Source organism: Streptomyces boninensis, from assembly GCF_048572725.1.
GTDB classification, from domain to species: Bacteria; Actinomycetota; Actinomycetes; order Streptomycetales; family Streptomycetaceae; genus Streptomyces; species Streptomyces boninensis.
The window spans coordinates 648,667-675,527 of the sequence record NZ_CP183837.1 but is presented as its reverse complement, the minus strand read 5'-3'; the positions used below and the strand labels follow the sequence as shown (position 1 = coordinate 675,527).

Annotated in this window: 24 protein-coding genes and 1 pseudogene; 1 reads left to right on the top strand and 24 read right to left on the bottom strand. The window is 72.1% G+C overall.

Features of this window, described 5'->3' with window-relative positions; translation table 11 throughout:
* Positions 1-40: 40 nt before the first annotated feature.
* From ACNNMR_RS02975 to ACNNMR_RS02890, 18 genes and pseudogenes are all read right to left on the bottom strand, one after another.
* On the bottom strand, positions 41-1,567 hold the full coding sequence (locus ACNNMR_RS02975; RefSeq protein WP_419992909.1) for an aminotransferase class V-fold PLP-dependent enzyme: 1,527 nt from the start codon (positions 1,565-1,567) through the stop codon (positions 41-43).
* Positions 1,568-1,730: 163 nt separating this feature from the next.
* Positions 1,731-2,708, bottom strand: coding sequence for a LysR family transcriptional regulator (locus tag ACNNMR_RS02970; protein ID WP_419992908.1), 978 nt, complete (start codon positions 2,706-2,708; stop codon positions 1,731-1,733).
* A gap of 111 nt (positions 2,709-2,819) precedes the next feature.
* Complete coding sequence (gene groEL / locus ACNNMR_RS02965; protein ID WP_419992907.1) at positions 2,820-4,460, bottom strand: chaperonin GroEL; 1,641 nt, start codon at positions 4,458-4,460, stop codon at positions 2,820-2,822.
* On the bottom strand, positions 4,457-5,632 hold the full coding sequence (locus ACNNMR_RS02960; RefSeq protein ID WP_419992906.1) for a mannonate dehydratase: 1,176 nt from the start codon (positions 5,630-5,632) through the stop codon (positions 4,457-4,459). Before ACNNMR_RS02960 ends, groEL begins: the two co-directional genes overlap by 4 nt.
* A gap of 41 nt (positions 5,633-5,673) precedes the next feature.
* Positions 5,674-6,030, bottom strand: a complete 357-nt coding sequence (locus ACNNMR_RS02955; protein ID WP_419992905.1) for a hypothetical protein — start codon at positions 6,028-6,030, stop codon at positions 5,674-5,676.
* On the bottom strand, positions 6,002-6,799 hold the full coding sequence (locus ACNNMR_RS02950) for an ABC transporter ATP-binding protein (RefSeq protein WP_419992904.1): 798 nt from the start codon (positions 6,797-6,799) through the stop codon (positions 6,002-6,004). The genes ACNNMR_RS02955 and ACNNMR_RS02950 overlap by 29 nt, the downstream gene beginning before the upstream one ends.
* Positions 6,796-7,644 (bottom strand): ABC transporter permease, encoded by an 849-nt coding sequence (locus ACNNMR_RS02945; RefSeq protein ID WP_419992903.1) that lies wholly within the window; start codon positions 7,642-7,644, stop codon positions 6,796-6,798. Before ACNNMR_RS02945 ends, ACNNMR_RS02950 begins: the two co-directional genes overlap by 4 nt.
* Positions 7,644-8,480: an ABC transporter permease gene (locus tag ACNNMR_RS02940; RefSeq protein ID WP_419992902.1), complete on the bottom strand. Its 837-nt coding sequence runs from the start codon at positions 8,478-8,480 to the stop codon at positions 7,644-7,646. Before ACNNMR_RS02940 ends, ACNNMR_RS02945 begins: the two co-directional genes overlap by 1 nt.
* Positions 8,477-9,610: an ABC transporter substrate-binding protein gene (locus tag ACNNMR_RS02935; protein ID WP_419992901.1), complete on the bottom strand. Its 1,134-nt coding sequence runs from the start codon at positions 9,608-9,610 to the stop codon at positions 8,477-8,479. The genes ACNNMR_RS02940 and ACNNMR_RS02935 overlap by 4 nt, the downstream gene beginning before the upstream one ends.
* A gap of 6 nt (positions 9,611-9,616) precedes the next feature.
* Positions 9,617-10,579, bottom strand: coding sequence for a sugar kinase (locus ACNNMR_RS02930; RefSeq protein WP_419992900.1), 963 nt, complete (start codon positions 10,577-10,579; stop codon positions 9,617-9,619).
* Positions 10,580-10,588: 9 nt separating this feature from the next.
* The gene (locus ACNNMR_RS02925) at positions 10,589-11,242 is read right to left on the bottom strand and encodes an RraA family protein (protein WP_419992899.1); all 654 of its coding nucleotides are present in this window, start codon (positions 11,240-11,242) and stop codon (positions 10,589-10,591) included.
* Between the two features lie 104 nt (positions 11,243-11,346).
* Positions 11,347-12,309 carry a LysR family transcriptional regulator gene (locus ACNNMR_RS02920; RefSeq protein ID WP_419992898.1) on the bottom strand — a complete coding sequence of 321 codons (963 nt, stop codon included), beginning with the start codon at positions 12,307-12,309 and terminating at the stop codon, positions 11,347-11,349.
* Between the two features lie 101 nt (positions 12,310-12,410).
* Positions 12,411-12,923, bottom strand: coding sequence for a 2,4'-dihydroxyacetophenone dioxygenase family protein (locus ACNNMR_RS02915; protein ID WP_419992897.1), 513 nt, complete (start codon positions 12,921-12,923; stop codon positions 12,411-12,413).
* Positions 12,924-12,966: 43 nt separating this feature from the next.
* Complete coding sequence (locus ACNNMR_RS02910; RefSeq protein ID WP_419992896.1) at positions 12,967-13,725, bottom strand: SDR family NAD(P)-dependent oxidoreductase; 759 nt, start codon at positions 13,723-13,725, stop codon at positions 12,967-12,969.
* A gap of 94 nt (positions 13,726-13,819) precedes the next feature.
* Positions 13,820-14,710, bottom strand: coding sequence for a phosphotransferase family protein (locus ACNNMR_RS02905; protein WP_419992895.1), 891 nt, complete (start codon positions 14,708-14,710; stop codon positions 13,820-13,822).
* A 46-nt stretch (positions 14,711-14,756) separates the two neighbouring features.
* Positions 14,757-15,977 (bottom strand): alginate lyase family protein, encoded by a 1,221-nt coding sequence (locus tag ACNNMR_RS02900; RefSeq protein WP_419992894.1) that lies wholly within the window; start codon positions 15,975-15,977, stop codon positions 14,757-14,759.
* Between the two features lie 91 nt (positions 15,978-16,068).
* Positions 16,069-17,811, bottom strand: a pseudogene (locus ACNNMR_RS02895) (glycoside hydrolase family 9 protein); the annotation flags it as partial.
* A gap of 184 nt (positions 17,812-17,995) precedes the next feature.
* Positions 17,996-18,811, bottom strand: a complete 816-nt coding sequence (locus tag ACNNMR_RS02890; protein ID WP_419992893.1) for an aldo/keto reductase — start codon at positions 18,809-18,811, stop codon at positions 17,996-17,998.
* A 129-nt stretch (positions 18,812-18,940) separates the two neighbouring features.
* Between ACNNMR_RS02890 and ACNNMR_RS02885 the strand changes: the two genes are divergently transcribed.
* The gene (locus ACNNMR_RS02885; protein ID WP_419992892.1) at positions 18,941-21,127 is read left to right on the top strand and encodes an alpha-N-acetylglucosaminidase; all 2,187 of its coding nucleotides are present in this window, start codon (positions 18,941-18,943) and stop codon (positions 21,125-21,127) included.
* Between the two features lie 18 nt (positions 21,128-21,145).
* Here the strand turns inward: ACNNMR_RS02885 and ACNNMR_RS02880 are convergent, their stop codons facing one another.
* The 6 genes from ACNNMR_RS02880 to ACNNMR_RS02855 all read right to left on the bottom strand — a co-directional run bounded on the left by ACNNMR_RS02880 (position 21,146) and on the right by ACNNMR_RS02855 (position 26,860).
* Positions 21,146-22,009 (bottom strand): alpha/beta fold hydrolase, encoded by an 864-nt coding sequence (locus ACNNMR_RS02880; RefSeq protein ID WP_419992891.1) that lies wholly within the window; start codon positions 22,007-22,009, stop codon positions 21,146-21,148.
* An 81-nt stretch (positions 22,010-22,090) separates the two neighbouring features.
* Positions 22,091-22,786: an alpha/beta fold hydrolase gene (locus ACNNMR_RS02875; protein ID WP_419992890.1), complete on the bottom strand. Its 696-nt coding sequence runs from the start codon at positions 22,784-22,786 to the stop codon at positions 22,091-22,093.
* Between the two features lie 61 nt (positions 22,787-22,847).
* Complete coding sequence (locus tag ACNNMR_RS02870) at positions 22,848-23,444, bottom strand: hypothetical protein (protein WP_419992889.1); 597 nt, start codon at positions 23,442-23,444, stop codon at positions 22,848-22,850.
* 67 nt (positions 23,445-23,511) lie between these two features.
* The gene (locus tag ACNNMR_RS02865) at positions 23,512-24,279 is read right to left on the bottom strand and encodes a hypothetical protein (RefSeq protein ID WP_419992888.1); all 768 of its coding nucleotides are present in this window, start codon (positions 24,277-24,279) and stop codon (positions 23,512-23,514) included.
* A 58-nt stretch (positions 24,280-24,337) separates the two neighbouring features.
* Entirely contained in the window at positions 24,338-25,234 is an 897-nt protein-coding gene (locus ACNNMR_RS02860; RefSeq protein WP_419992887.1) for a YegS/Rv2252/BmrU family lipid kinase, read from the bottom strand.
* Positions 25,235-25,246: 12 nt separating this feature from the next.
* Positions 25,247-26,860 (bottom strand): FAD-binding oxidoreductase, encoded by a 1,614-nt coding sequence (locus ACNNMR_RS02855; RefSeq protein ID WP_420000244.1) that lies wholly within the window; start codon positions 26,858-26,860, stop codon positions 25,247-25,249.
* Position 26,861 lies beyond the last annotated feature (1 nt).

Genomic DNA, 26,861 nt, shown 5'->3' with positions numbered 1-26,861 from the left:
TTCAGGGCATGACAGGTGGAAAGAAGGGTCGGGGACGCGCTCAGGACTTCTTGGTGGCCTTCCAGCTGCCCTTCAGGTACTCGCCCATGTCGACCTTGCCGCTGATGCGGTCGCCGTCGAGGGTGCCGGTGAAGGTGAAGGACAGCGAGTCGCCGTGCTCCTCCCCGTAATTGCTGCGCACCGTCACCTCGGCGCCGCTGACGGAGCCGGTCGCGTCCCGGGAGACGAAGTCCCCGCGATGCGTGCCGGTGATCTTCGCGCCGTCCTGGCTCAGCTTCAGCTCGTGCGCCGAGGACGTGCCCGCCGTGTACGTGATCTCCAGCTCCCAGGTGCCGGAGGCGTCCACGGTCGGCGGCTTCGGCGGCTCGGGTGCGGGCGGCGGGTCCTTGAGCAGCTTCACGACCGCGTCGGCGATCGTCTTGTCGTTGCCGGGCTCGAGCATGTAAGGCGTGACGGCCACCCCGGACTGTGCCGGGTCGTCGCCCGAGGCGGCATTGATCGCGATCCGCGGTGAGCCCTCCCACAGCGCGTCCACGATCGTCTGGCCCAGCACGCCGGCCTTTTCGGCATCCCACAGCAGGTTCAGCGTCGGGGTGCGGTTGGAGAGGCCCTCCGGCTGCACGATCTTCGACGTGACGCCGGGCACGGCGCTCTTCACCCGCCGGGCGATGGTGTTCAGCCATGAAGTCCAGCGCTCGTACTCGGCCTTGTGGTCGCGGCGCACCCACATCTCCACCGCGGCCAGCATGCCCATGGCCTCTTCCTTGCCGACCTTGAAGCCGCGGGCGAAGCCGTGGTGCGGGGCGCTGTGCACCCAGGCGGCGCGGACCAGGTCCTCGCGGCCGAGCAGGATGCCGGCCGACTGCGGGCCGCGCAGCGCCTTGCCGCCGCTGTACGCGACCAGGTCGGCGCCGCGTTCGAGGTGCACGTTGGGGATGGTGAGGACCTCGGCGGCGGCGTCCACCAGCACCGGCACGTCCTTCTCGTGGGCGAGCTCGGCGATCGTCTTGGTGTCGAGCTCGCTCTCGTCGACCCGGGGCATGGCGAAGATGTAGACGAGCGCGGTCTGCGGCCCGAGCGCCGCCTTCAGCTCCTCCTTGGTATCGACCTCGACGACCTTGAGGCCGACGGCGCTGATCGCGGCCTCGTACACATTCCTGGAATGCTTGGGAATGATCGCCTCGGTCTTCTCGAAGCCCGTGAGATCCGGTATCCGCACGTGCAGATCCGGGTTGCCGCCCGCGGTACACGCGGCCGTCGCATGCGTCAGCGCCGCCGCGCAGCCGGAGGCCACCATCCCGAACTCCGCGCGGGTCAGCTCGCCGAGCCGCTTCCCGATCCCGTCCGCGAGCTCGTCCAGCTGCACGTACTCCCGCGCCGCCGCATCGATCGCCGACCGCACCTCGGGCAGGATCAGCGAGCCGCTCAGGACGGTGTACGTGCCGCGCCCGTTGATCAGCGGCCGGACCCCGATCTTCTCGTACGCGCCCTTCTTCGCCCGTGCGCCGCCGCTCTCGGCCGCCGCCTCGCCCGCCGCGAGCGGGCCCAGCGCGAGGGCTCCGCCCACGGCCGCGCTCCGCCCCAGTACCGTCCGACGCGTGAGCTTCTCTGCCGTCATCCCGGCCCCCATCCGCCTCGTGGATCGTTGTGCGCTACAACCTAGGAAGGCCGGGATCCGCTGTTAAGCGCACATCCCTGATGCCACTATCCGGGTTCCGGATCCGCGCCGGTCAGCCCGGCAAGTGCCCAGGTGATACCAGCCCTCGGTCGTGGTCCACCTGGAGCGGGCGGGTGCCGGCCGGGGGTTCGGAGGCCGCTATTTCGCGGAGGAGGGTGCGGGCCGGCGGGGTCAGGGGGCTGGTGGTGGACCAGTGGACGGCGACGCGGCGGCCGCAGGGGACGTCCAGGCGGCGGGCCACGACGCCGTCGGTGTCGGCGGTGGAGACGGCCAGGCTGTTGGTGACGCCCACGCCGAGGCCGCTGCGGACGAGGGAGATGAGGGTCTGCGGCTGGTTGGTGGCCTGCACCGCGTGCGGCTCCAGGCCGCGTTCGCGGAAGGCGCGGTAGGTCTCGAAGTTCATCGCCTCCGGGGAGCCGAGCCGGCCGATGGTGATCAGCGGATGGCAGGCGACCTCGGCCAGCGGCAGCGGCTCCGGCAGCTCGGCGAGCGGATGGCCCGGCGGGTGTACGACGATGAGCCCCTCCCGCCACAGCGGCCGGAACTCCACCGAAGGGCCGGGCGGCGGCGTCATCGGCCGCAGGCAGATGTCCACCTCACCGGCCGCCAGCGCGGCGTCGAGCTCCAGCGTGGACCGCTCCACCAGGATCACCTTGATCGCCGGGCGGGTGCGCGCCATGCGCTCCAGCAGCTGCGGTACGAACGCCACGGACGCACTCGGATAGCTGCCGAGCGTCACCAGCCCGCGGGCCGCACCGCGATAGCCGGCCATGGCCGCCTCGGCGCCCGCGAGTTGCCGCAGGATGGCGCGGGCGTGGTCGGCGAGCGCCACCCCCGCATCGGTGAGGGACACCGGCCGCCGGTCGCGGTCGAAGAGCGGCACCCCCGCCTCCTTCTCCAGGGCGGCGACATGCATGCTCACCCGGCCCTGCGAGCGGTGCGTCACCTCCGCCGCGGCGCTGAAGCTGCCGGTGTCGACGACGCCGAGGAAGGACACGAGCCATTCGAGACGCAGGTCGGTACGCAGCATGACCGAGGTCTACCGTCGCGCCGGACGGCTCACAATCGGGCGCTGGGAATGAGAGGAGGGCCGATCCGCTTTACGAATAGCCCTTCGGCTTCATGGGTGTTGACCGGGCGGTCAGTGGTGGTGATGGCCGTGACTGTGACCGTGCCCGTGGTGGTGCCCGTGCCCGCGCCGCCGCCAGCTGACCGCGTCCGGGTCCGCGGGGCGCCGGTCCACGACCAGACCGCCCGCGGTGAGCAGCAGCCCGGCGACGGAGACCGCGTGCGCGAGCGCGGTGCGCGGCACCCGTACGGGGTCCAGCACTCCGGCCGCCGCCAGATCGCGGAAGGTGCGGGTGGCGGCGTCCCAGCCATGGCCCGCGGGCAGTCCGGCGAGCCGGGCGGCGATGTGGGCGCCGTCGGGGCCGGAGTTGGCGGCGATCCGGCGCGCGGGTGCGGCGAGCGCGTCCCGTACCGCCAGCGCGCCGGCCCGCTCGTCGCCCGCCGCTGCGCTGAGGGGCGGCGCCGCCGCGGCCAGGGCGCAGCCGCCGCCGCTGACCACGCCGTCCGCCATCGCCGCCCGGGTCGCCGCGACCGCCGCGGTCACCCGTCGCGCCCGCTCGGCGCTCTCGGCATCCGTCGGCGCGCCCACCTTCAGCACGCACACACCGCCGGTCAGCCGGGCCAGGCGGGTGCCGAGCACCTCCCGGTCGAAGCCGGCGGCGCCGGTTCGGGCGTACTCCAGCTGCCGCACCCGCGCCTCGACGACCGTCGCCGACCCGGCGCCGCCGGTCACGGTGGTGCCGCTCTTCGTGGCCACCACCCGCGCCGCCCGGCCGAGTTGGCCGAGCCCGACCTGCTCCAGCGGCAGCCCGGCCTCCGGCGCGACCACCTCGCCGCCGGTGAGCGCCGCCAGGTCCTCGACGTGCGCCCGGCGGCGTTCGCCGAGCGCCGGCGCGGCAATGGCGGCGCACAGGAGCGTGCCCCGCAGCCGGTTCATGACCAGCGCCGACAGCGCCTCCCCGCCGATGCCGCCCGCGACGACCAGCAGCGGCCGCCCGGTGGCGGCGACCTTGTCCAGCACGGGCAGCAGCTCCCGCACCCCGCCGATCTGCCCCGGGTGCAGCAGCAGATACGCGTCCTCGAGCACCGCCGCACCCTGCTCGGGATGGGTGACCATCAGCGGGCTGAGCAGCCCCTGCTCGAGCCGCACGCCCGCCCCGAACTCGGCCTCCAGGTCCGGCACATGCGCTTCCTCCACCGTCACCGCACCATGCGCCCCGGCCTTCGCGCACGCCCGCGCGATCAGCTCGCCCCACTCCCGGTCCCCGGCCGCCGCGCCCGCCACCACGGCCGCCTCCTGCTCACCGGCCAACGGCCGCGCCGCCGCCGCGAGCCGCCCGTCGGCCGCCCCGGCGGCGGCCGCCATGCCGCGCCGCACCGCGAGCGGATCGGCGCCCGCCGTCACCGCGCGCAGCCCCGCCGCGAACAGCGCCCCGGCGAGCACGACCGTGGTCGCGGCCCCGTCCCCGGCCACCTCCCGCGTGCGCCCGGCGGCCTCGCGTACGAGCCGGGCGCCCAGGTTCTCGTACGGATCCGGCAGCTCCACCGCCTCGGCCACCGCGGCGCCGTCCGCCGTCACCACAGGGCCGTCCGCGGTGCCGAGCACCACCTGCCGGCCGCCCGGCCCCAGCGTGACGCCGACCGCGTCCGCGACGGCGGCGACGCCACGCCCGAGCGCGGCCCGGGCGGCGGCACCGGACAGCTGCCCGGTCACCGGCGCCCCGGCCGGCCACGCTCCATGATCAGCGCCGCCTGCATCATCGCGCGGGCGTAGCCGGTGTCGTAGAGCTCGCCGCCATGGCCGCCGCCGCCCACGTCCTTGTACTGGTTGTCCTCGACCGACCCGTTCTCCCGGTCGAAGTCCAGCGCCCGCGGATGCTCGGCCAGGATGCCGCGGTCGTAGCCGGCGCGGACCAGCATCCGCATGAAGCCGAACATGTCGGTCTCGCCGGTGTCGGGGAAGACCTCCGCGTACTTCACCCGCGGCTCGTCGACGCGGACGTTGCGGTAGTGGATGTGGTTGACCCGGTCCTTGCGGGCCATCCAGCGCAGGAAGTCGACCGAGTCGAAGCCGGTCTCGGCGGTGACGCCGGAGTGCACGGTCATGCCGTTCGACGGGCTGTCGACCGTCTCCACCATCCGCTTCCAGTCCGCCACCGACCCGAGGATCTGCGGATTGCCGCGGCTGACCGCGGCGGGCGGGTCGTTGGGGTGCACCGCCATCCGCACGCCGGCCTCCTCCGCCACCGGCATCACCTCGCGCAGGAAGTACTCGAAGTGCTCCCACAGCTCCTCGCGGGTGAAGGCCGGAACGCCGTCGGGGCGCGGCAGGTCGCGGACCTTCACGCCGTCCACCTCGTGGTCGAGGGAGAAGGCGGTGTAGCCGGCGCCGGGCCGGTCGTCCTCGTCGATCTCCTCGTAGTAGCCCTCGAAGAGGCGGTGGACATACCAGTTGTACTCGACCACCGGAATCCCGGCCGCGCCCGCCGCCCGCAGCGACGCCTTGATGTCGTCGATGGCCTTGTCCCGGCCGTCCTCGCCGCGTACCACCGCGTCGGGCGCGCTGATCAGATACGCGGTGACGTGCATGCCCTGCTCCTCCAGCCGCTCCCGGTCGGCCTGGAGTTCGGCGGCCTGCCAGGGCACCTTGGGCACGTCGGTGACGAGGGCGCCGGTGATGCCGGCCTGCCGCCAGCGGCGGACCGTCTCCGGCTTCGGATTACGGGACATCCACTGGCACAGCTTGGGGGTGTCGGCGCCTTCGCTGACCTCGTCCGGCCAGTTGAGCTGCGGGAACGGCGCCTGACCGGATGTGGCGCCGGCGGCGGGCGGGGCCGCGGTCAGGGAGACGCCGACGGCCGCGGCGGCCGCAGTCGAGCCGGTCATGAGGAACGTACGACGTGAACTGCCGGAAAGATGTGCGTCATTCATCGTGCGGATCCTTTCGGGGCCTCGAGTTCCTTGATCCAGTACTCCCGTGCCAGCGCATCGACTCCCGCCGGCGCCACCCCCCGCAGATGCACCACATGCCCGTCCGTGCCGGCGATCCGCCCGTGCTTCTGCAGCTGCAGAATGTGATAGCGCTCGGGCGCGAAGCCGAGCCTGACGTCCACCGAGAAGCGCCCGCGCGCGTCCCGCTCGGCGCCGACGCCGGGGCCTGCCTTGCCGCCGGCCTGCACGCTCAGCCACACCTGGTACGCGAGGACGATCAGCACGACCACCGCCAGCTTGCGCAGCGTGGGGCTCTTCGCGGCTCTACGAAGCAGCGTCGAGTTGACCGGCATCGGCCTCATCTCCCGCCAGCAGTTCGTTGACCCGGTTCGCGATGGCCCGGAGTTCCGGGGACGCGAGCGCGTCGTCCCATCGCCGCGGTCGCGGCAGCGGCACATCGACGATCTCCCGCACCCGGCTCGGCCGGCCTGACAGCACCACCACCCGGTCGGACAGGAACACCGCCTCGTCCACGTCATGGGTGACGAAGAAGACCGTCGGCCGCCGGCTCTCGAAGATCCCGGTGAGGTCCTCCTGCAGCTTGCGCCGGGTCTGCGCGTCGATGGACGCGAACGGCTCGTCCATGAGCATCACCGCCGGCTCGTTCGCGAGCACCCGGGCCACTCCGAGACGCTGCTGCATGCCGCCGGACAACTCGTGCGGATACCGGTGCTCGAAGCCGCTGAGGCCGACGAGCTCCAGGAACTCCTCCGCCCGCGCGGTGCGTTCATCCCGCGGCACGCCGCGCATCCGCAGCCCGAAGACGACATTCCCCAGCACCGTCTTCCACGGGAACAGCGCATGGCTCTGGAAGACCACCCCGCGGTCGGGCCCCGGCCCCGCGACCGGCCGCCCGTCCACCACCACATCGCCCGCCGTCAGGTCCACGAACCCGGCGACGATGTTCAGCACGGTCGTCTTGCCGCAGCCGCTCGGCCCCAGCACCGACACGAACTCGCCCTGTTCGACGGCGAAGGACACGTCGTCGATCGCGGTGACCTCCTCACCGCTGTAGTCGTCCGTGTATGTCTTGTGCAGCCCGCTAATCTCCAGGGCGGTCATCCGTCGGCCTCCAACCTGCGTACCATTCCCCAGCGTTCGACGGTCGCCCGCTCGAACGGGGCCAGAATCAGCGCGTCCAGCGCGTACCAGAGCGCCCCGAGCACGGCCATGCCCAGGAACACCTGGCTGATGTCGCCGACGCGGCGGGCGTCGAACATCATGAAGCCGACACCGCTGGTGCCGACGATGATCTCCGCGGCCACCAGCGCCCGCCAGCCATAGCCGAGGCCGGTACGGATCCCGCCGGCCACCGAGGGCAGCGCCCCGGGCACGATCACCTCGAGGAACACCCGCCACCGCCCGGCCCCCAGCGATCGCGCGGCCCTGACCAGCTCCCGCGGCACCTGCTCGACACCCGCGACGACGCTCAGCATCAGCGGAAAGACGATCGTGTAGACGAGCACAAAGGTCACCGACGTCAGACTGAACCCGAACCACACAATGACGATCGGCAGCCACGCGATATCGGCAATCGCCTGGAAGAACAGCAGAATCGGCCAGCAGAACCGCCGCAGCCGCGGCAGCATCGCCACCGCGTACCCCAGCGGCAGCCCGATCAGCAGCCCGAAGCCGACCCCGTACCCGAGCCGGGTCAGCGAATCGGACAGATAGCCCGGCAGGATGCCCTTCTCCAGCAGCTCACCGAGCTTCTCGACCACCGTCGGCGGCCCGACGAAGAACTCCTTCGGGAACACCTCCAGCGCCGCCAGCAGCCACCACAGCGCGACCACCGGCACGAAGGGACCCAGCGTGCGGAAGGTGCCGCTGCGCGCCAGCCGCCGCCAGAGCGGCGCACGTCGCTTGGTCGGTACGGCCCGTACGGGCTTCGCGGTTACCACGGCCATCAGCGACCCACCCCCGTCATGCCCCACCGCTGCACGGTGCGCCGCTCGAGCGGCGCCAGCAGCAGCCGGTCCATCAGCAGCCACAGCACACCGATGATCACCATCGAGGCGATGATGACGTCGGTGCGGAAGTACTTCTGCGCCTGGAACAGGGCGTAGCCGAGCCCCGCGTCCGACGCGATGATCTCGGCCGCGACCAGCCCGCGCCAGCCGTACCCGAGGCCGACGCGCAGCCCCGTCACGATGCTCGGCAGCGCGCCCGGCAGCAGCACCTCGGTGAACATCCGCGTCCGGGACGTCCCCATGCTGCGGGCGGCCCGCAGCAGCTGCAGCGGGATCTGCCGTACGCCCAGCATCGCGTTGTACGTGATCGCGAAGAACATCGCATTCCACACGATGAAGATCACCGCGCGGTCCCCGTACCCGAACCAGAGGGTCGCCACCGGAATCCACGCGATGCCCGCGAGCGCCACCGAGAACCGCAGCAGCGGCGCGAAGAACGCCGACAGCAGCCGGCTCGACCCGAGCGCGATCCCGAAAGGCAGCGCCGTCACCAGCGCCAGCACGATCCCCAGCCCCATCCGCTTCAGGCTGGCGCCCAGATGCCGGAAGAGATCGCCGCTCGTCCACATGTCCCCGATCGCCGAGGCCACGTCGCCGACCTGCGGAAACACCCGCATCGGCGCCCCGGACGCCGCCACCGCGACCGCCCACACCGCCACCAGTACGCCGAGCGGTCCGACGAACCACAGCGCGGGACCGACTCGCTTGCCCAGGGGACTGGCCCGCCCCGCGGGTTTGACCCGCTCGGCGGGCTTCACGGACTGCGCGGTCACGACGGGCAGGCCTTCGAAGCCGCGCCGCGCTCGAAGGTGTAGCCGCGCTCGATGCCCGCGGCCTTCGGGACCTGCGGCAGGTCGGCGAAGAGCTTGTCGTTCTTCGCCATCACGTCGAGGATCGGCTCCGGGTCGAAGTACTTGCCCACGTCGAAGCCGGACTTCACATCGCCCTGCTCGGCCAGCAGCCGGGCGAGGGTGTCGAGGGCGAGGTAGTTGCAGGCGGAGAAGCGGCCGTCGAGCTGCTTGACGTTGTGCTTCATCGCCTTGCGGGCCACGGCCTTCTTGGTGCCGGGCAGCCAGCGGGTCGCGGAGTCCGCGGCGTCCGTCGGGTTCTTGCGCATCCACTGGTCGGTACGCGCCCGCGCCGTCAGGAAGCGGCGCACCTCCTCCGGGTGCTCCTTCGCGTACTTGGGAGTGGTGACGATGTAGCCGACGAACGGTATGTAGCCGCCGCCGCGCAGCACCTCCTTGGCGCCCGCCACCGAATCGGTGATGGAGATCGGGAACGGATCCCACACGATCGCCACATCGATGCCGCCGGTCTTCAGCGCCACCGCCATGTCCGGCGGCTCGGTGTTCACGATCTTCACATCACTGGTCTTCAGCCCGGCCTTGTCCAGCACACCCAGCAGATACAGGTGGTTGATGGACCCCTCGGACACCCCGATCTTCTTGCCCTTCAGGGACTTCAGGTCCTTGCCGTCGACGCCGGACTTGGCGGCTGCCACCACCGCCATCGTCTCGTCGATGCTCTGCTGGCTGGACGACCCGGTGTAGTTGCCCACCAGCGCTAGGTCGATGCCCTTCTGCGCGGCGGCGATCGCGGGCGTACCGACCTGCACGAAGTCGACCTCGCCCGCCTGCAGCGCGTTGAGGGCGTCGACGCCCGTCGGATACGGCTGCGCCAGCTTGACGTTGAGGTTCTCCTCGTCGAAGTATCCGGCCTCGACCCCGGCCGGCAGCCCGACCTGGTCGATCGCCGACACATACCCCGCCTTGACCTGCGTGGGCGCGGCGCCGTCGGCGCCGGCCACGTCGTCGTCGACGGTCGAGCCGTCGGAACACCCCGCGAGCAGCAGCATCCCCGAGCATGCCGCGACCACGGTGTGGCGTAGGGGCCTACCCATGACTTCTCATCTCCTGATCGGTCCGGTTGACGGTGGTTTCTCGGCTCCGGCCGCGGCGTCCACGACGTCGCGGTGCGGTATGGGGGTGACCGCGCCAGGGCCGGTCGTGGTGAGTGCGGCCGCGACCGCCGCGTAACGCGCGGCCTCCTCCGGCGACGCACCGCCGGTCAGCCGCGCGGCGAAGGCGCCGTCGAAGGTGTCTCCGGCCCCGGTGGAATCCACCGGCGTCACCGGATGCGGCGCGATCCGGGTGACCGCACCGTCGTGCGCCAGCAGCACGCCCTGCGCGCCCAGCTTCAGCGCCACGACCGAGGGGCCGCGCCGTACGAAGGCATCGAGCACTTCCTCCGGCTCCTGCAGCCCGGTCAGCACCCGCCCTTCCTCAAGGTTCGGCAGCGCGATGTCGCACAGCTCCACGCTGCGCATCACGATCGCCCGGGCCCGCTCGGCCGGCCACAGCGCGGGCCGCAGATTCGGGTCGTACGAAATGAGCGTCGAGCTCCGCCGCGCCGTCTCCATCGCGTGGAATGCCGCATCGCAGGCGGAGGTGGAAATCGCCTGGGTGATCCCGGAAAGGTGCAGCAGCCGGGCCCCGGCGATCGCCTCCTCCGGAATATCGGCGGGGGTGAGCCGGCTGGCGGGGGAATTGGCCCGGTAGTACGTGAACGAGCTGGCCGATGGCGTACGGGCAATGAAGTAGATCCCGGTACGCCCGCCCGGCTCGCGCACCACATGCTCCGCCGTGACGCCTTCGCGTTCCCACAGCCGTACGAAGGCGGCCCCGAATTCGTCGTCGCCGATCCGCGTGACATATCCCGCGCGGGCGCCGGAACGGGCCGCGGCGATCGCGAAGTTGCTCGTATCCCCGCCGTACCCGACGGCAAAGGCGGCACCCGCCGCGACCGGCTCGTCGGCGGCGCCGACGGAATTGAACTCCAGCAGCGGCTCTCCGACCGCGATGACATCCATGCGGCCGCCTCAGATCCTGTTGTACTTCTCGAGCCCGCCGCGCAGCGAACCCGACTCGAGAATCAGCGCGGTCTGCTCCCGCTCCCGCCGCTCGATCTCCTGCGCGCCTTCGAGGACCTTGTCGATGAGATGCGCCGGTACGCACACGACCCCGTCGCTGTCGGCGACGATGAGATCCCCGGGCGATACGGCGGTGCCGCCGATCTCGACCGGCTCATTCAGGCATACGGTCCGGTACCGGCCCACGGTCGTCGCGGGCACGCTGCCGCGCGCATAGACCGCGAAGTCCGGGTAATCCCGCCGGATCTCCTCCACATCCCGCACCCCGCCGTCCAGCACCGCGCCCGCGAGCCGGTTCGCGACCGCGCCCGCGGTCATCAGCCCGCCCCACACCGCCACCTCCGCGCCCCCGGCCGCGATGCACACCACGCTCCCCGGCGCCGACTCGTCGATGGCCTGCAGCGCATGCTCGGGCGGCACGGACTCGGGGGAGGGGACCTCTTGCACGGTCACGGCGGGCCCGACGAGCTTCTGGCCCGGAAGCACCTGGCGGATGCTGCCCGCGAGAAACCCGCGCAGCCCGTGCTGCTCGACGGCGTCGGCGACCGAGGCGGTAGCTATGGAACGGAATGCCTCGACGGTCTCGTCAGGAATAGTGGCCATGTGGGGTGAGCTCCCGTCTGCTGCGTTGGCAAATGCCTCACCAACCGGAATGGAAATGCGTGAACTTCCGCCTGGCGAACACTAGGAGCGGTTTGGTACGGGCGTTAATCCTCGGTCGCGGATGCCGGTATCCGACTCGCGGATGTCCACGGCCATTCGGGCACCGGCAGCTTGCTCAGCCGCTCCCGCACCGCCTCCACCGCGGGCGATGCCTCCCCGAGCCGCCACCATGTGGCCACGACCCGCTCGCAGTTCGCGTCGCTGATCGGCACCAGCGTGACGCCTGTCGTATCGGCGGTGGTCATGGCAAGCGCATTGGTGACCCCGACGCCCAGCCCGTGCCGTACGAGCGAGATGAGCGTCTGCGGCTGATTGGTGCGCTCGCAGATCACCGGCTGCAGCCCGAGATTGGCGAAGGCGAGGTTGGTCTCGTACTGCCGGCTGTGCCCGTCGTCGCTCTCCCCGATGCTGATGACCGGCAGCGCCGCGGTCTGCGCGAGGGTCACTCCGCTTGCCGCGGCGAGTGGGTGGTCGTCCCGGAATACGGCGACGAGGGGTTCCCGCCACAGCACCTGGCTGGCCACGCGATCGGAATTGACGAGGGGATGCAGCGGCCGTACGGCGAGATCGACGCTCCCGTCGGTGAGCCGCCGCCCGAGCTCGATGCTGGGCCCCTCGTGCAGCACCAGCCGCACCTGCGGATGCGTGGCCCGCAAGGCCCGTACCATCCGCGGATACAGATACGCGGCCACGCTCGGATAGCACCCCAGCCGCACCGTCCCGCAGACCGTGCCGTCGGCGAGCTCGGCCAGCAGGTCGAGACGTCGGATGATTTCCTCGGCGTGCGGGAGCAGCCCCCGCCCCTCGGGGGTGAGGATGGCGGGCTGGACCGACCGGTCGACCAGCCGCCGCCCCACCAGCCGTTCCAGCGCTGCCACGTGGCTGCTCACCCGCGGCTGCGACCGGTACAGCGCCTTTGCCGCGGCGGAGAAGCTGCCGTGGTGGGCGACGGCGACGAAGCTGGCGATCCAGTCGATGCGATAGTGGTGCACGCTGCTGAGGTCCACGGCCGCCGCCCTCCGATCACCTTGATCGGTTAGCAGGCTACCCGCGGGGCGGGGCGGCGGGAACGGTCCGTGATCGACTGATCTGCCGCGCGCGGCGGACATCAGCGGATGAACTGGTCGACGTAGCCGCCCCCGAGCCCGGCCTTCTCGTAGTGCGCCCGGCACATGTCGATCTTCGTGAAGGTGTCCTCGTACCCGGTCTGGACCCCGTCCTCGTCAACGTAGGCCATGGCCCCGGTGATATTGAAGAACGTGATCATCTCGTCGCAGTCCGGCGGCACGGCGAGGGTGTGGATCTCCCCGGGCGGCTCGTATACGAAGTGCCCGGCCTCGGCGACCCAGTCGTGCTCGTAGTAATGCCACTTGCCTTTGATGACATATCCGAAGACGACGCCGGGGTGGCGATGCCGGGAGATGATTCCGGAGGCGGTCACCTTGAGCAGATTGCACCACTGCCCGGTCACGGTATTGAACATGAGCGGCCGGAACCAGACATTCGGCGCCTGCGGCACCCATACGCGGTCGTCTTCGGGGATGGCGGCGACGGCGATTTCGGGAGGGACGACGGAGGATGCGGGTATTACGGGCCCGGAGGATGGACTGGAACTACTCATGCGGAGACTCCTTTCGGGGGAGGGGCGGGCGGGGCCCCTCGATTCAACAGGCGAGATAACCGCCATCGACGGCGAGTACGGCACCCGTAATGAAGGTCGCGTCGGGCCCGGCAAGGAAGGAAACGGCTCCGGCGATATCGGAGGGGGTGCCCCAACGCCGCATCGGGGTGCGGTCGATGATGCGCCGGCTGTTCTCCTCGTTCTCTTGAAGATCCTGGGTCAGTCCGGTGCGTATCCAGCCGGGGGCGACCGCATTCACCCGTATCCCCTCACCGGCCCAGGCGACGGCGAGCGACTTGGTGAGCTGCATGACGCCGCCTTTGCTGGAGCTGTAGGCGGGGACGCGGGCGCCGCCGAAGTAGCTGAGCATGGAGGCGATATTGATGATGCAGCCGCCGGATCTGGCGAGTGCGGTGCGGGCGGCGGTGCAGGTGTGCATGGTGCCGGTGAGATTCACATTGATGACGTGGGCGAAGGTCTGCGGATCGAATTCCTCGTCGCGGGCGATGGTCCCGGCGGCGTTCACGAGGACATGCAGCTCGTCGATCCCGGCGAGAAACCCGCTCAGCGCATCCCCATGCGTCACGTCGAGCTCCACGGTCTCGACCCACCCCGGCCCCGGAACCCCGCCCCCCTCCTCGGCCGCTGCGGCCGGGGCAGGCAGCCCGACGGCAATGACGCGATCCCCGTCCGCAGCGAACCGCCGCCCGATCGCGGCCCCGATGCCGCTGGTCCCCCCGGTGACGACCACGGTCCTGGGACCGGTCCCGGGGCCGGCGGACATCGCCTGCTCATGCTGCACGTCGGTCTCCTTCGGCACTCGATTGATGCGAGTGCAGCACAGGGCCCGGCGGGGCGTCAGGTCTCATCCGCGGGTGAGATGGGGGCTATTCGGTTCAGCCGCGTACGTCCATCAGGGCGGTGACATAGGCATCGAGCCGCGCCTCGACGGCGGGTTCCGTGAGGTCCGTCCTGCCGGCCTCCCGCCATCCTCGCGCGACCAAATGCAGCTCTTCGGAGAGCGCCAGCGCGTCCCGCACCCGCCAGTACAGCCGCTCACGTGCGTCCGCGGCCAATACCCCGCCGGCCTCCTCGTATGCGTCGGAGAACCGTGGACCCCACGCCGGGCCGTGCAGCACCGCGAGGTTGGTGGAGCAGTGGGCTACGTCGAGATCCGCTGGGCCCCAGGAGGGCTGTGCCCAGTCGATGACGCCGGTGATCCGGGAGGCGTCGAAGAGCACATTGCCGGGGTGGAAGTCCCGGTGAAGGTAGCACCCCTCATAGGGTGGCGGGGGCTTGCGGATCATGTCGATGGCCGCGGCCCATGCCGCGGTGTCGGCGCCTGCCGGAGTCACGACGGTGTCGGCCGTCGTCCACGCCTCGTAGTCCCGGGGCCGCGAGGCGGGGCGCAGCGCGTGGATGGCGACGAGCTGGCGGGCCAGCAGCGGGATGCGGTCTTCGACGCTCTCGTCGCCGAAGACCGACCGGCCCGCCAGATGCGTCATGAGGAGCGACGGGTACGCGCAATGCGCGGCGCCCGGATCGACCGCGACCAGTGCGGGAGCCGGCACACCGGTCCCGGTGAGCAGCTCCAGAGCGCCGGCCTCCCGCTTCAGCCAGTCGTCGGCATGCTTTACGAAGAAGGGGTCGACGAAGGTCCGCAGCACCAGGTCACGGCTGCTCCCATCCGGCGCCTCGATGCTCAGCCGGCGCATCTCGGCGGTGGCACCACCGACCAACTCCTCGACCCTGACGATCCGCTCATCAGCCGCCAGCTGCCGGCTCACCCAGGCCAGGGTCAAGGGCGGTACACGCACAAAGCCTTGCCTCCCGTCAGCCGTCGTTTGCGGCGTGGGTGAGAGTCTCCCAGGCGACGAAGAGGTTGTTGGAGGCTGCTGGGCGGCCTTGTTCGGTGAGTTTCTGGGTGTTGGTCATCGGTAGGCCGAGGCGGTTGTGGAGGGCGTTGAAGCCGACTTCTGGGATCGGGCCGAGGCCTCGCTTGACCGTGCCGCCGCAGAGCCAGCTCGGTGGGGTCTCGCCCAGTTCGTACTTGGCGTGGAAGCCGAGGGCCTGGCGGAGGCGTTCGCCTACGTCGGTGCCGTACAGGTCCTGGCCCTGGATGCGGCTGGTCTCGGCCACATGGGAGATGGCGGAGATGCCGTAGCCGGTGTGCGTGAAGTCGCGGCAGGTCTCCTGGCTGAGGCCGGTGACGAAGGTGGACTGGCCCTGCCAGTACTTGACGATCTTCTCCTTGGTGTCGAGGTTCTGGCTCGGCACGGTCTTCGGGAGCGGGCCGTCCGAGGAGAGGTAGACGTACGCGGCCGTCCGCGTGCGGAACTTCGCCATTGCCTTGTCGTACGACGACTTGTCCTCCAGGAAGACGGAGATGCCGACCGCCGCCTCCATCATCGACAGCTCCCAGTTGCCGTTGGAGTTCGAGCCGTTGATGATCTCGGGGAGGTAGACGTCGCGCAGCATCGTGCCGAAGCGCCCGGAGTTCGCCCAGCTGCCCGTATACGTGTGCTTGATGATCTCGGCCGCCCGCGGCCAGACCGAACCCGCCCACCCCGTCTGCAGTGGCGCGTTGCTGTTGGTGTGGTCCTTGATCGTGCCGGACCACGCGTCCATCAGCGCGATCGCCTTCTTCGCGTAGCGGTCGTCGCGCGTGATGTACCAGGCGAGCGCGTCCGTGTACGCCGCGATGGCGTCCTCGCGCTCGTCGGTGCAGCCGTAGTTCGGGTTCGAGTACGAGCCGCACTCGACGACCGCGCGCGGCTTGGGAGTGCGGCCGAGGTCGGCGTACTTGCTCGCCTTCATCTGGTCGAACGCGGCCTTCCAGGGCTGCGCGCCGGCCTCGACCTTGCCGCGTACGAAGTCCAGCTGGCCCTTCGAGACGGTGACTCCGGGGTGGGTGAAGCTCGCGGGCGCCGCGCCCGCCCGGTCCGCGCCGGGCCAGGCGGCGACCCCGGCGACCAGTGCGGCGACGGCGGCCGCGCCGGCCAGGAGGGACGTGCGGGCTCTGCGGCGGTGTGAGGTCGTGGGGGTGACCTGCATGGTGGCTGCCTTCCGTTCGCGTATGTGGATACGGGGCACCGACATGAACTCCGGCGTTGGCGCAGGAGATTAGGTCTGGACCAACGCCGCGTCAAGAGGCGTCATCCGCGAAGGAGGCGAGCCAGGCGAGTGGGGCGTTCCAGTTGATGGCGACCTCGTTGGTCGAGTACGACTCGATGTGGTCGATGTAGCACGCCGCCGGGGCGCAGCCCTTGAGCTTCTCGGCCGCGATCGGGTCCTGGAGGCCGGAGTTGGGGCCGCCGGCGAGGGCGCCGGGGGGCGGGTGCGGCAGGGTCGGGTCGTTCTGGTGGGCCCAGAAGCGGTGGTGCTGGTTCCGGGAGTCGAGCTCGCCGTAGCCGGTCACGTACGACTGGCCGAGCGGGTTGCGGCCGAGGAGGTAGTCGAGGCCGCTGAGCGCGGCGTCGCGGTAGCGGCGGGCGCCGGTCAGGTCGTGGGCGGTGGCCAGGACCAGGGCGTTGTTGAGCACCTGGCTGTTGGAGCCCCACACGTACTGGCCGTCGGCGGGCGCGTACGGCACCCCGTAGCCGGACGCGCGCGACTGGGCCGCGAAGCGGTCGGCGGCCTTCGTCACCACGCCGCGTACGGCACCCAGCTCGTGGCCGCCGAGACCGCCCCTGACCGTGGCCAGGTCCAGGGCGCCGAGCCCGGCCACCGCGCCCCAGTTCAGGCCGCCCTGCGGGAAGATCGCGTCGGCGTCGCCGTGCAGTGGCGAGGCGGTGACGTCGCGGCGGTAGCGGTCGTCGCGCGTGCTCAGGTAGAGCTCGGCGGCCGCCCAGTAGAACTCGTCGGTGACGTTGTCATCGCTGTACGCGCCGCCGCCGGTGGAGTCGCCCGGGTCCGCGTACATCGCGGGGTGCGCGCGGGCGGCGTCGTACGCGCTCGTCGCGGCGGCCTTGCAGCGGGCGGCGAAGGCGCGGTCGTACGGGCGGAAGAGGCGGGCGCATTGGGCGGCGGCGGCCGCGAGATTGAGGGTGGCGGCGGTGGACGGCGGGTGCAGCTCGCGCGGCTGCGCGTCCTGCTCGGGGCGGGTGGGCAGGCCGGTCCAGGCGCGGTCGTGCAGCTTGTGGTGCGCCGTGCCGGCGAGCGGCCGGCCCTTGGGCACCTGCATTTCCAGCAGGAACTCCAGCTCCCAGCGGGCCTCGTCGAGCACGTCCGGCACGCCATTGCCGCGCTCGGGGACCCGCAGCTTCCCGTCGCCGAGCGGGCCGCCGTCGGCGTCGTCGGCGGTCAGGGTGCGTTCGTAGGCGGACATCACCGTGGCGACGGAGATGCCGCCGTTGACGACGTACTTGCCCTGGTCGCCGGCGTCGTACCAGCCGTGCGGGACGTCGAGGCGGTAGTCGCACTCGCCGGGGCGGCAGGGGACGTCGTTATCACCCTGGTTGGGGGCCACGTTGAGGTGCCCGGCCGGCCTGGCGTACGCATCGCCGACGAGGTCCGCGGAGATGGGGATGCCGGCGCGGTTGTGATAGAAGTACGCCAGCGCGTCGCTTCGCAGCGGACGGTACAGGTCACCGCCCACCGCGAACGGCGCGCTTGTCTTGTCGCCCGCCGTGAGCGTGAAGCCCGTACCGGAGCGGTGGAAGCCGCTGAAGTCGGCCTTGTGCACGCGCTGGCGGGCGCTCGCGTCCTCGCCGGCCGGTGTGGTCTGCCCGGTGGCGCGTACCTTTCCGGCGCCGTCGCGGAGCGTCCAGCGGAGCGGGTCGTCGGCGTCGGTGACTATGGTCGCGGACTTGGGGCCTTGGGGGAGGTAGCCGACCTGGTTGACCTGCACGGCGGAGGCGGAGGCGGAGTCGGCGCCGGTGGCCGGGGGTGCGCCGATCAGTGGGGCGAGGGCGGTGGCTGCGGCTATGGCTGCGGTGGCGAGTGCGGATCTTTTGCGGGTCACGATCCAGTCCCTCCGGTGGGCGCGGTTGGCTGGGAGCGCTCCCAAAGTCGTCGCGGATCGCGAGCATGTCAAGAGGTGGCGCCGGTACGTAAGTGGCGTATCGGTACCGTCAGTTGGCGCCTGCCGGGTCCCATCCCGTCGTCAGGCCCTCGTCCAGGGCGTCCAGGAGGCGCAGCTCCTCCGCGGTGAGCGTGAAGCCGTCCACGTCGGCGTTGGCGCGGATCCGGCCGGGGTTCTGGGAGCGGGGGAGTGGGATGAAGTCGCGCTGCAGGGACCAGCGGAGCAGGACCTGGGCCGGGGTGACGCCGTGGTGGGCGGCCACCTCCGCGAGGGCCGGGTGCTGGAGGCGGGCGCCCTTGGTGAGGGGGCTGTACGCCTCGATGGCGATGCCCGCGTCGCGGCAGGCGCGGATGGTGTCCTCGCGGGTGGTGTACAGGAACGGGCTGAGCTCGATCTGGTTCACCGCCGGGACGACGTCGCTGTTCGCGGCCAGTTCGGTGAGGTGCGGGGTGAGGAAGTTGCTCACGCCGATGGACCGGGCCAGGCCCTCCTCGCGGGCCCGTACCATCGCCTTCCAGCTGTCGAGGCGGTGCCGCACCGGCCAGTGCATCAGCCACAGGTCGACGGAGTCGACGCCCAGCTTGGCGAGGCTGGTCTCGAGGGCGGCGAGGGGGCGGGCGTGGTCGGCGTTCCACAGCTTGGTGGTGATCCAGACGTCCTCGCGGTCGAGCCCCGAGTCGCGCACCGCGGCGCCGACGTCCTGCTCGTTGCCGTACACCGTCGCCGTGTCGAGGTGGCGGTAGCCGGCGTCGAGGGCCGTGCGGACCGCGTCGCGGGTCGTGCTGCCGGGCGCGAGGAGGTAGGTGCCGAAGCCGAGGGCCGGCAGGTGGCGGCCGTCGTTGAGTTCCACGGTCGAGGTGGTCATGGGGCCAGCGTACGGGCAGTGCGGGCGCCTGCGGCGGTGGCTTTTGCCGGGCCCTCAACTATGCCTTGACATCGGATCTTTGACGCCCGTACGGTCCCGGGCACAGGTCTAGACCCCGGGAGAGGTCGGATGAGTCTGCGTCGCCGGAGTTTCCTCGTCAGAGCCGGGCTGGTGGGTGGCGTCGCCGCCTTCGGGGCCTACGGGTCCGCCCGTGCGGCGGTCGCCGATGGCGGGGGAGGGGCCGGCGCGGCGCGGGACGCTGTCGCGCGGCTGCTGCCGCGGCATCACCGGCAGGTCGAGCTGGAGGTCCGGCCGGGGGACGGTGACGGCTACCGGGTCGGCGGCAGGGACGGCCGGATCGCGATCAGCGGCACCAGCACGTCCGCCGCGCTCGCCGGGCTCGGTGCGTATCTGAAGCGGGTGGCGCGGGCGAACATCTCCTGGACCGGCGAGCAGCTCGACCTCCCGGACCGGCTCCCGGCGCCCGCCGCGGAGCTGACCGGCGCGGCGAATGTCGCGCACCGGTTCGCGTACAACGACACCAACGAGGGCTACACGGGCGCCTACCGCGGCTGGGACGCCTGGGAGCGCTCCCTCGACGTGCTGGCGCTGCACGGCTTCAACGAGGTGCTGGTCGGCATCGGCGCGGAGACCGTCTACTACGAAACCTTCCGCGACTTCGGTTATTCGGACGCCGAGATGCGCGCGTGGATACCGGGCCCTGCCCACCAGCCGTGGTGGCTGCTGCAGAACATGTCGCACTTCGCAGGGCCCGTCTCCCGCCGCCTGCTCGACAAGCGCGCGGTGCTCGCCGTCCGCATCACCGACCGGATCCGCGAGCTGGGCATGACCCCGGTCTTTCCCGGCTACGTCGGCACCGTCCCCGACGGCTTCGCGGACAAGAACCCGGGCGCGAAGGTCGTGCCGCAGGGCACCTGGGTCGGCTTCCAGCGGCCGGGCTGGCTCGACCCGCGCGACCCGGTCTTCGCGGACGTGGCCGCCGCCTTCTACGACCATCAGCGGGACCTCCTCGGCGCCACCGGGCTCTACAAGATGGACCTGCTGCACGAGGGCGGCGACCCGGGTGACGTGCCGGTCGGCGACGCGGCGCGCGGGGTCGAGGCGGCGCTGCGGCGGGCGCATCCCGAGGCGATCTGGGCGATCCTCGGCTGGCAGACGAATCCGCGGCAGGAGATCCTGAAGGCCGTCGACCGCGACCGGATGCTGATCGTCGACGGCCTCTCCGACCGGTACGCCACCGTCACCGACCGCGAGTCCGACTGGCTGGACACCCCGTACGCCTTCGGCTCCATCTGGAACTTCGGCGGCCACACCGCGCTCGGCGCCAACACCCCCGACTGGGCCGAGGTCTACCCGGCCTGGCGCGACAAGAAGGGCAGCAAGCTCTCCGGCATCGCGATGATGCCCGAGGGCGCCGACAACAACGCCGCCGCCATGGCCCTCCTCTCCGAACTCGCCTGGACGCCGGGCCGGATCGACCTGGACGCCTGGTTCCGCGACTACGCCACCGCGCGGTACGGGGCCGAGGACGCGCACGCCGCGAAGGCGTGGCAGATCCTGCGCGAGACGGCGTACGGGATGCGGCGTACGGACAAGTGGAGCGAGGCGCCCGACGGCCTCTTCGGCGCCCGGCCGTCGCTGGACGCCAAGTCGGCGGCCGCCTGGAGCCCGCAGCAGGACCGCTACGACACCGCCGCCTTTGCCCGCGCGCTGCCGGAGCTGCTGGCCGTCGATGCCTCGCTGCGCGGCAGTTCGGCGTACCGCCACGACCTGATGGACGTGGCCCGGCAGGTCGTCTCGAACCGCAGCCGCGAGCTGCTGCCGCAGATCAAGTCCGCTTACGAGGCGAAGGACCGGGGCCGCTTCGACGAGCTCACCCGCGGCTGGCTGGACCTGATGGTGCTGCTGGACAAGGTCGTCGGCACCAGCGCGCAGCACCTCCTCGGCCGCCACCTCGCCGAGGCGCGCGCCTGGGGCGCCGACGCGGCGGAGGCCGACCTGCTGGAGTTCGACTGCCGCTCGCTGCTGACCACCTGGGGCGACCGGGCCGGCAGCGAGGAAGGGCTGCACGACTACGCCAACCGCGAATGGCAGGGCCTGCTCGGCGACTTCTACCACGGCCGCTGGCAGCGCTACTTCACCGAACTCGCCACCGCCCTCGCGGAGAACCGCGACCCGAAGCCCATCGACTGGTACGCCCACGACGACGCCTGGGCCCGCAGCCACACCTCCTATCCGGTGCGGCCCCGCGGCGACATCGAGAAGCTCGCGGGGAAGGTGGCGGCGCTGGCGTGAGCAGCCGTCACCCGACGCTCACCCGGCTCCGAAGTGCTCGGCGAGCACCGGCGCGACGGCCTCCGGCGACGCCGCATGGTCCTGTCCGTCGAGGACCCGCAGCCGACCGCGCGGCAGCAGCTCCGCCAGTCGCCGTGCCGTGTCCAGGAAGAACGGCGGGCTCGCGGCACCGGCAAGCACCAGCGTCGGCGCGGTGACCTTGGCGGCATCGGCCTCCGGGAGCACCCCGCCGGTGCGTATGTTGCCCTGCGCCTCGAAGTCGTACGGCATCGTGGGCGCCACGGCCAGCATCCCCGGGTCCTTCGCGGCCTGCGCCGCCGCCTCCGGCGGCAGGCCCGCAGCGGTCAGGAACGCGGTGATCGCGTCCTCGCGCCGGTCGTCGGCTATGTACGCCGCGATCGCCTTGCCGAGGTCGGCCGCCGCGCGTCGGCTGTCCGCGTCGTCGGGGCCGTACGGCGGCTCGTGCAGCACCAGCCGGCCGGCGCGCAGGCCGCCCGAGGCCGCTGCCTGCAGTACGAGGCTCGCGCCCGAGGAGTGGCCGTACACGTCGGCCCCCACGTCGGCCCCCACGTCGGCTCCGCCGCCGTCGTCGCCCGCCGCGGCGATCACGGCGTGCAGGTCCTCGATCTCCCGCTCCACCGCATAGGGGAGCGTGTCACCCGAGTCGCCGCGCCCCCGCCGGTCGTAGATCACGGCGGCGAGACCGGCCGCGGCCAACTGCTCCGCCAGCGGCCGCACCGTCTCCCGGGTGCAGAGGATTCCAGGGACGAGGATGACGGGCCGCCCAGCTCCGGGGCGTGCGGGCCGTCCGGGACGCCCGCTGCGTCCGAGCCGTTCGTACGCGATGCCGGTGCCGTCCGCCGATTGGGTCGTGGTGGTCATGCCGGGTCCTTCCGCACTCGTAAGGGGATGTCGCCGAATGAGACTCCACGGACGCCCCGGAATCGTCGCGCCGGCGGAGACTCAGCCCTGGCGCCCGGACGCCACGGCGGCGAGGAGACGGGCGAGTTCGGCAGGCTTGGTGACCATGGGCCAGTGGCCGGAGTCGATGTCCACGTACTCGAGGTGCTTGGCCCTGGCCAGCTCGGGGGCCTCGCCCGCCTCGATCCACTCCTTCGCCTGGGCGGGCGTGAACTCCGGGCACACCAGCACCACCGGGACGTCGAAGCGCCGCTCGTCGGTCAGCCGCACCACGCCCTTCGCCACCCGCTCGGGCACCGATATCGCCGCGGACTCGAATCGCTCCCGAGCCGCGTCGTCCAGGTCGGCCGCGTCGGGACCCTCGAAGGGCTGCCAGCCGGGGAACGGCATCACACCATCCACGACCGGGAAGAAGTCCGCATACGGCGCCCCATCGGCCTGCGGCATGCCCCCGATCAGGGCGACTTCCGCCACCCCTTCGGGCCGCGCATCAGCCGCCAGCCACGCCAGCGCGCAGGCGGCGGAATGCCCCACCACCAGCGGCGGCCCGGACGCCGAGTCGACCGCCGCGAGGACGGCCGCCACCTGGTCGTCGAGCGTGGCGGACGCGTGACCGTCCCCCTGGCCGGGGAGCGTCAGCGGCACCGGCCGGTGGCCGAGCGGCCGCAGCGCGGCGGTGACGTCGTCCCAGGCGCTGCGGCCGTCGAGCCACAGGCCGCCGATGAGCAGGATGTCCACGGTGAGCTCCCCTTCGCACAATGTGGATGATGGGCCCCACCGTATGCCCGGGCACTGACAATCAATGCCGGACCAGGCCACGTGCGCCGCGGCGGCCCGACCGCGCCCTGCGCCCGCCGGGTGCCGGGGGCACGAGCAGCGCGTCGAGGAACTCCCTGCCGTGCAGCAGCGCCCGCCGCAGCTCTTCCGTGTCCGCCCGTCCCTCGTCCGCGTGGGCGGCGATCGCATGCACCTCGCGATAGGCCGTGACCTGCCGCGGATGGTGCACCGACAGCGCGGCGACCTGCTCCTCGTAACCGTCGGAGGGGAAGCCGCGGTCGCGCGCCGCCGCGCCCAGCAGCCGGTCGGCCTTGACGACCGAGTCCGCCGGCGCGTCGACGAACCGCTCCTGCATCACGGCCCACTCGGCGGCATACCGCTCGCGCGGCTCCGCCCCCATGTCCCGTAGCTCCAGGTGCCGGTGGTGCTTGAGCCGCTCGCTGAGATCCTGTTCGGCGGCGTGAGTGTTCCCGTCGTGGCGGCGTACGGTCCGCTCGTACTCGGGCCCGAAGTGACGGCGCAGCCGCGCGCTGCCGCCCATGACGCGCTGCCACAGCAGCAGGGCGGCGCACACCGCGACGCTGACCACGATCACCGCAATGATCAGGGTGGTATTCATGCAGGACGAGTGACCGCGATGGGCTCGCCCAAACGGCCCGTGCCCCCCACCTGCCGAAGGACAGTCCCTAGGCCGACCGCCGCGGGTCGATCCACAACGACTCCGACACCACACACACCTCGCCGTCTCCGGTGGCTATCGCCGCCCCGCCCCGGTGCTTGCGCCCCGCGCCATCGATCGACCAGCTGAACACGACATGCTCCACCCCGGCCCGCACCGGCGCCAGCACCGCCGCGTCGAGCGCCGCCGTGACCGACATGTCGTCGGCCGCGCCGAGGACCCGGACCGCCCAGCCGGCCGGGCAGTCCAGCGCCGACCAGACCAGCTCCGGCGGCAGCGAGCCGTCCGCGCCGCCCATCGACGCATGCGGCGTCCACGCCGCGGCGAACACCTCCCGGTCCGGCACCCGCCCCGGGAAGACCCGCATCCCCTTCTCCGGCGGCAGGTCGGGACCGCAGCCGAAGCACTCCGTATAGTCCGCGATCACCCCGCGCCGCTCCACCAGATACCGCCGCGAGCCCTCCCGCGCCTCCTCGAGACTCGGCACCGCCGGTGCCTCGACCGCAACCGGACGCGGCGCCGCGGCAGCCAGCACCCCGCCGCCGTCATCGGTGAGCGCCGCGGCATCCTCGTCCGTACGCAACGGCACCGGCACCCCCGGCTTCACTATCCCGCGGAAGTCGACGCCGACCCCCGTGGCCGCCGCGGCACCCCCGGCGGCACGGCCGGCCAGCAGCCCCGCCACGTAACCACCGAAGGCCACCCCGTGATAGCCCTCCACAACCGCCGGGATCACCACGGACCCCGCTTCCCCCTCAACCACCTGCAGCGTCATGGAAATCGACGGTAGTGCACCCCACTGACAAAGCCAGAGATCCGCCCCGTGCCCTACGTCACGCCAGCACCCGCAGCGCCCCCGGCAGCACCTTCGCCGTCACCGGCACCGTCGCATCGACCTCGCCGTCCGCCCCGTACGGCAGCGCCCGCTCCGCCTCGATCCGCACCTCCCGCCCGCGCAGCACCTCCACCTGCGGGCGCCGGACGTGCGACCCGTCCTTGAGCTCATTCATCACCGCGAAGAAAAGCCGCCGCGGCGCATGCCGGATCACGATCACATCCAGCACCCCGTCGTCCACCTTCGCATCCGGCGCGACCTTGCGATTGAAGCCGTAGTACGCGGAGTTGGCCACCACGACCGTGTAGCCGCGCCGCTCCAGCTCCTCGCCGTCCACCGTCAGCCGGTAGTGCGCGGGCCGCCACGTCAGCACGGCTCGCAGCGCGCCCATGTAGTACGAGGCCGCGCCGCGCAGCAGCCGCGACTGGTTCGCGTTGCGGTTGGCGACGGCGTCGACGCCCGCGTACACGCTGCCCAGCACCGCGACCCGGTCGTGCACCGCCGACGTCACCTCGATCGCGTCCACCCGCCGCGGCGACCCGCTCAGCAGCAGCCGCGCAAGCGCCTGCGGATCGCCGGCCGGCAGGCCGAGGGCGCGGGCGAAGTCGTTGCCGCGCCCCGCCGGGACGAAGCCGCACACCCCGTCCGTACCGGCCAGCGCGCCGCCCACGCAGCCCGCCATGCCGTCGCCGCCGACACCGAGCACCACCCGTCCGTCGGCGGCCGCCCGCCGCGCCAGTTCGCGGGCGTGGTCGAGGCCGCGGCTGTACTCCGTCTCGACGTCCGCGCCCGCCGCGCGGAGCTCCTTCGCCACCGGGAGCAGGGCGGCCGCGCCCTCGTTGCCGCCCGCGGCCGGGTTGATGACGGCGGTGAATGCGCCGCTGACTTCGTCCATGGATCAGCCTCTTCAGCTCGGTCGGGCGGATGCGGGCGGGAGCAGCACGCCGGGGTTCAGCACGCCGTCCGGGTCGAGGGCGTCCTTCACCGCGCGCAGCGCCGCGATGCCGAGCGCGCCGGCCTCGTCGTCGTACCACGGCCGGTGGTCGGTGCCCACGCCGTGGTGGTGACTGATGGTGCCGCCGTGCGCCGCGATGGCGTCGCCCGCGGCCCGCTTGGCCCGGTCCCAGGTGGCGGCGGGGTCGGCGGCCTGGGCGCTGACGACGGTGAGGTAGAGGGAGGCGCCGGTCTCGTAGACATGCGAGACGTGGCAGAGGACGAGCGGCGGCGTGCCCTCGGCGGTGAGTACGTCGGTCAGCGCCGCGCGCACCGCCTCGTACAGCCCGGGCAGCGACGACCAGAAGCCCGCGGTCTCCAGGGTCTCCGCGAAGGCCCCCGCGCCCAGCAGCGAGTCGCGGAGATACGGGGCGGCGTACCGGCCGTGTTCCCAGCCGCTGCCCGGGTCCTCGCCCAGGTACTCGCCGCCGCACCGGCGCAGCACCGCGTGCGCGCGCTCCCGCCGGTCCTCGGTCTCGTCCTCGCCGCCCTCGTAACCGGCGATCACCAGGCACCCGTCGGGCTCCAGGCTCAGCCCGCTCGCCGAACCGCCCACCATCTGCGGCCTGGCCAGCCCCACCATGGTCTCGGCCTCGTCCGAAAGCCGCAGCACGGTCGGCAGCGGCCCGTCCTGCGCGAGCCGCCGCAGCGCCGCGGAGCCCGCCGCGAAGGCGGGGAAGCGCCAGCCCTCGTACGTACGCGCCTGGGGCAGCGGCCGCACCCGCACGGTGACCGAGGTGATCACCCCGAAGGCGCCCTCGGAGCCGAGCAGCAGCTGCCGCAGGTCGGGCCCGGCCGCGGAGCGCGGGGCGCGGCCCAGGTCGAGGGTCCCGGCGGGGGTGGCGGCGGTGAGCGCGACGACCATCTCGTCGAAGCGGCCGTAACCGGCCGACGCCTGCCCGCTGGATCGGGTGGCGGCGAAGCCGCCGATGGTGGCCCACTCGTACGACTGCGGGAAGTGGCCGAGGGTGAAGCCGCGTTCGGCCAGCAGCCGCTCCGCCTCGGGCGCGCGCAGCCCCGGCTCCAGGACGGCGGTGCGCGAGATTTCGTCCACCGCGACCAGGCGGTCCATGCGCCGCAGATCCAGGGCGACGAACGGCCCCGCGGCAGCGGGCGCGAGCCCGCCCGTCACCGATGTGCCGCCGCCGAACGGGACCGCCTGCACGTCCAGTTCCGCGCAGGCACGCAGCACGGCGAGGACCTCGTCATGGCTCCCGGGCAGCACGACCGCGTCCGGCGCCGCGTCCGCCTCCCCGGCCCGTATCCGCAGCAGATCGGGCGTGGACTTGCCGCGCGTGTGCCGGATCCGCGCCTCGGCATCGGTGTGTACGTGCTCCGCCCCGCCGGCCGCGGCGGCCAGCGCATCGCATGCGTCGTCGTCCAGCCGCGACGGCGGCACCCTGACCTCCGCCAGCAGCGCCGCGGGGGCGGCCGGCGGCGTGACGCCGAGCAGTTCACGCAACAGCCCCGCCACCTGCTCCGGCAGCGGCGCCGCTTTGTCCGGATCGCCCCACCCATTCCACAACATG